This window comes from Micromonospora sp. NPDC049089 (assembly GCF_040648775.1).
GTDB lineage: Bacteria > Actinomycetota > Actinomycetes > Mycobacteriales > Micromonosporaceae > Micromonospora.
The window spans coordinates 1-4,906 of record NZ_JBEZEH010000321.1; the positions used below are offsets into that span (position 1 = coordinate 1).

Consider the following 4,906-nt stretch of genomic DNA (forward strand, 5'->3'; position numbering starts at 1 on the left):
CTGGGGCCCACCTGTGGGACCCCGCCACTGCTGGCGGGTCCGCGTGGGGGAGCTCCCCCCGTCCGCCTGTGCACGCCCCGCCGGGGGCCGCAGGACCCCCCCGCGGCGTCCTGCGACGACGGTCCTAGGACAGCGACCACTGTTGGCGGGTCGCGCCGGGCGCGGTGCGCTGGACGACGTCCACGTCGTTGTCGGTGATCATTCCGGCGAGATCGAGTACGCGGCCGCTGCTGCGGATCGTGACCTCGGTCGGTGGGTCATCGGGCGAGGGTCCATTGCTGTTCGGTACCTCCGCGGTAGGTCGACTGGACGACTGCGGCGCCGTCGTTGGTCGCGGCGTTGGCGACGGTGAGCGCCTTGCCGGAGTTCCGATTGATGATCGTGAAGTACGTGCCGACCGGGATGACGCTCCACAGTTGGTTCGCGCCGTCGTGGGACGTCCACTACACGACGCTCGCCCCGTCGGCGGTGGACCCGCCGGACACGTCCAGCACCTTGCCGCTGCTGCGGTTGACGATCCGGTAGTAGCCGCCGCCGGCGTCGGCGAGCGTCCAGCGTTGGTGCGTCGCACCGTTGCTGGACCACTGGATGGCGCCGCCGCCGTCCCCGCTGCCCGCCGGCACCTCGAGCACCTTGGCGCTGTTGCGGTTGACCGCGCGGTACTCGGTCGACGGGTCGAAGGCGGCCGCCGGCGTCGCCGCGGTGGACACCTCGACCTTGTCCGCCGTGACCGCCGTACCGGAGGAGCTGGCGTTCTTGCTGTTCAGCACCCGCACTCGCAGGACGTGCGAACCCTGCGCGAGCGGTCCGCTGGTGAAGACCATCGCCTGGTCCACCCGGGTGGGGGAGTACAGGTCGACGACAGTCTCCGGGCCGCCGTCGATCGAGACGCCCGCCCGCCCGTGGTTCGCCGCGCGGGCGGCGAAGAGCTTGATCTCGTTGCCGGTGAAGCGCACCTGGTAGGCGCTGTCGAGCGTGCTGCTGTAGTGGTCGTCGCGCTGGAACTGCTGAGCGCCACCGGTGCCGTAGGACCACGTGCCCGAGTAGCTGAACTGGTTGTCACCGGTGCCCGTGGGGGTGTCGTTGACCTGGACCACGCTCGGCACGCCCGGGGCGTCCCCGGTCGCGTCGACGCGGGCGAAGAACGCCTCCACGGTGCCCGAGCGCGGGCCGCCCCACAGGCGCTCCGCCACGACCTCGGTCGGCCGCTTCGCATACTGGTCGAACCACTCGTCGGTCTGGTACTCCACGGCGTCCGACCAGCGGGCCATCTGGTAGCCGTTGACCTTCGCGTTCTGGTCCGGCGCCCAGCTCTCGTAGACGTTCTTGGTGTTCACGTAGAGGTTGAGCCCGGGTGTCACGTACAGGGTGCTCTCCGGCACGCCGACCACCGTGTGGCCCAGGTTGTAGAAGTAGTTCAGCGACCCCGTGTACGGCGTGAGGACGATGTTCGTCGCCGGCTTGATGCTGGTCTGCTGACCGTTCGTCTCCCACCAGTTCCACAGCTGGGCCGTCTTGCCGTACGAGCGCACCTTGTCGTTCATCAGGTTCATGAACTCCGTGAAGACGTCACCGGGGTAGGCGAAAGCCCGCGCCTGCGCGTAGCTGACCAGCTCGGGGCACGAGTTTTTGGCGGCGTCGGTCTGGTACTCGTCGCCGCCGATGTGGAAGTACTGACCGTCGAACAGCGGCACGAATTCCGACAGCAGGTTCATCACGAACGTCCGGGCGTTGTCCTTGGTGAGGTTCAGCGTCCAGCCGCCCCTCTCACCGCCCGGCCAGGGCGCGTAGTCCATCGACGAGCAGGAGAACCGCATCGTCGGGTCGTACGTCGTCATGGCCGTCGCGTGGCCCGGCAGGTCGATCTCGGGAACGATCGTGATGTGGTACCGCTTGGCGACGTCCTGAAGTCGTCGCAGGTCGGCCTTGCTGTAGGACTGCGCCGACGCCAGCCCGGGATACCTGTCGCTGCGCAGCCGGAAGCCGTTCCACTCGGTGAGGTGCAGGCGCAGCGTGTTCAGGCGTAGCCACGCCATCCGACGGAGCAGGTTCTCCAGGTAGTCCATCTCGTAGAAGTGCCGGCCGACGTCGAGCATCACCCCACGGTCCCGGTACTGCGGGTAGTCCCGGATGGTCCCCGCCGGCACCGTCGTCCTCGCCGCGCTCTGCTTGATCACTTGCAGCAGGGTCTGCGTGCCGTAGTACGCGCCGGCTGCCGCGTTCGCGCGGACCACGACGGCCGACCCGGCGGTCAGCAGGTAACCCTGGTCGCCGATGCCGGGGTCGCCAGCGTTGAGGGTGAGCAAGATATCACCGGTTCCCGGTGTCGCCGACGAGACGACGGGTACGTCGGCACCGCTTATCGCGCCGAGGTCGACGCGCAGCGACGTCGCGGCCGTCGACAACTGGCTGGCGTACGCGGGGTCAACCAGGATCCGGGATGACGCGGTGAGCGTCCAGACGCCGGTGCCGCCGGCCCACTCCCGGACGCTCGGCGCGACCTGGGGTGTCGGATTTGCCGCCCGGGCCGCCGACGGGACGCTGAGCCCCACGCCGACCAGCAGGGAGGTGAGGACGAGAGGAAGGAGCCGCTTGCGGGACGAGAACACGGTCGTGTACCCCCGATCGTTCAGAGCGGTAGGAGATCCTTGACGTTGCCCTGCAACAGGGGCGCGGTGCCGCTGTTGGACTGCGTGCCGACCAGGTGCACCGGGACGCTTCCGGCGCAGGTGACGGCGAGGTTGGAGAGCGTGCACCCGGACAGCAGCCACCGGGTGCCGAGCAGGTTCGTGGCGCGGACGTCGCTGTACCAGAGGGTGTTGCCGGTGAAGGTCGGCGGCAGGACGCCGTCGACGACCACACCGGGGCCCGGGTCGCGGACCGTCGCGCCGATCGGGAACGACAGCGCGGTGCTCCATCGCACGGGGACGCCGCCGTTGGAGTGGTTGACGGTGTTGCCGGTCAGGCTGCCGTGCCCCCAGTTGTCACTGGCGAGCGCGCCGTACGGGCTGGTCTGGGCGAACGAGTAGTAGGCGCCGTAGCAGCCGACGACGACGTTGCCGTTGATCGTCCAGTTCCCCGACGAGTTCCAGATGGCGAGTCGGCACGAGGTGAAGCTGTTCGCTGTCACCTGCGAGTACTCACTGCGGTCGGCCAACGAGACGCCGAAGTAGCAGCGGTGAAAGGCGTTGCCGTCGACCTTGAGCCGGTAGCCGAAGTAGTCGTCGGCCGTCGAGCCGGTGATCGCCAGGCCGGCACCGCGCCAGTTCGTGAAGTCGCAGTCCAGGATGCGTACTCCGGTGCTGCGGCTGATCCGGACGGCGACGTGCGCGAACTGTGGTGCGGTGCCGACCGGGCTGGCCTGGCGTCCGAGGAAGTGGACGCCGCTGATGGTGACACCGCTGCGGCCCACGATGGACAGAGCGCCGGTCTGGTCGTCGGGGACTGTGACAGTCGCGCCGTTGCCGACGATGAGGCAGTGCTCGGGCAGGGCGACCGGCGCGGTGAGGGTGTACGTGGCGCCGGGTGCGAGCTGCACCTGAGGCGTACGGGCGAGGACGGCGTTCCAGTCGTCGGAGACGCCGAGTACCGGGAGGGACGTCGAGGCGATCGCAGCATCGGCGCGGCCGGGCGGAACGACGGCGGCGAGGGCACCGGCGGCGCCCGCCAGCGCGACCGCGCGGCGGGGGAGTCGTGTGGTCATGGGTGGTCCTTCGGACAGCGTGAGATTGTCCTACGTCAGATGTCGGACGAACTTACGAGCGATATCGACACCCGTCAAGAGCCCGTTTCCTCGCTCTCCGCGACGGTCACCCGCCGGCTCTCCGGCCATTGGTGTCACGGTGGCCGTGCAAATTGGTGCAACTTTCGGCGGGAGCGGAACGCGGCACTTCGGGCCTGCCGAAACACGCCGCGCCTCCTCGACGCGGGTGCAAGCAGGGGCCGTGACGGCGCGCGAGCGCTCAGGACCGACCTTGACGTCGCCGGTGCCAGATCCTAGGGTCTGCAACATCTTGATTGATTCTCGCGCTCAGGCGTCATGAAAGATCATGCGTACTCATGGGCCGGCGTCGTCGGAAGAGGCGGACATGAAACGAGACCTGGACGGCGGCGGTCCGCCGGAGTCCGGGGCGCCCGGCGACCTGATCATCTCGGTGGCGCTCAATCCGGCACTTGACGTCACCTACACCGTGCCCGACCTGGTGCCGGACACCTCCCACCGGGTGACGGACGTGGTCTCCCGCGCCGGTGGCAAGGGCCTGAACGTCGCCCGGGTGCTGCGGCAGTTGGGCGCCGAGGCGATTGTCCTCGGCCTGGCCGGCGGTGCCGCCGGCGAGCAGATCGAGGCCGAACTGGCGACCGCCGGCGTACCGGCGCGGTTCGTCCGCCTCGACGCGGAGACCCGCCGCACGGTCACCGTTCTCGGGCGGGACACGGCGACGGTCCTCAACGAACCGGGCCCGTACGTCACCGCCGGCCAGTGGGAGTCGTTCCGGGACGTGTTCGCCCAGCGGGTCCGGGCGGCCCGGGTCGTGGTGCTGTCCGGCAGCCGGCCACCGGGCGTGCCGGAGACCGCGTACCGCGATCTCGTCGCCATCGCGCGGGCCGGCGGTGCCGAGACCATCGTGGACACCGAGGGCGCCGCGCTCCGCCACGCGCTGACCGCCGCACCGACGCTTGTGAAACCCAACGCCCACGAGGCGGCGGATCTGCTCGGCCGCCCGGTGCGTACTCGCGACGACGCCGTCGAGGTGGCGCACCGGCTCGTCCGGCTCGGCGCCGACGCGGGCGTCGTGTCCCGTGGCGCGGACGGGTTCGTGGCGGTCAGCGGCGGGGCCGCCTACGACGCCCGCGCGCCCGAACGGGTGGCCGGCAACCCGACCGGCGCCGGCGACGCCCTCGCGGC

At 70.0% G+C, this 4,906-nt stretch carries 3 protein-coding genes and 1 pseudogene; 1 reads left to right on the top strand and 3 read right to left on the bottom strand.

All coding sequences use genetic code 11. The features are described 5' to 3' along the window. Positions 1–257: 257 nt before the first annotated feature. The 3 genes and pseudogenes from AB0B48_RS31930 to AB0B48_RS31940 form a co-directional block, all read right to left on the bottom strand. Positions 258–425, bottom strand: a pseudogene (locus tag AB0B48_RS31930) (RICIN domain-containing protein); the annotation flags it as partial. Between the two features lie 18 nt (positions 426–443). Next, a complete protein-coding gene (locus AB0B48_RS31935) occupies positions 444–2,609 on the bottom strand; it encodes a family 20 glycosylhydrolase (RefSeq protein ID WP_357208122.1) in 2,166 nt (721 codons plus the stop codon). A 20-nt stretch (positions 2,610–2,629) separates the two neighbouring features. Next, the gene (locus tag AB0B48_RS31940) at positions 2,630–3,703 is read right to left on the bottom strand and encodes a right-handed parallel beta-helix repeat-containing protein (protein ID WP_357208124.1); all 1,074 of its coding nucleotides are present in this window, start codon (positions 3,701–3,703) and stop codon (positions 2,630–2,632) included. Between the two features lie 385 nt (positions 3,704–4,088). Here AB0B48_RS31940 and AB0B48_RS31945 point away from each other — a divergent pair. Further along, a partial coding sequence (locus AB0B48_RS31945; protein ID WP_357208126.1) for a 1-phosphofructokinase family hexose kinase occupies positions 4,089–4,906 on the top strand: 818 nt, incomplete at its 3' end.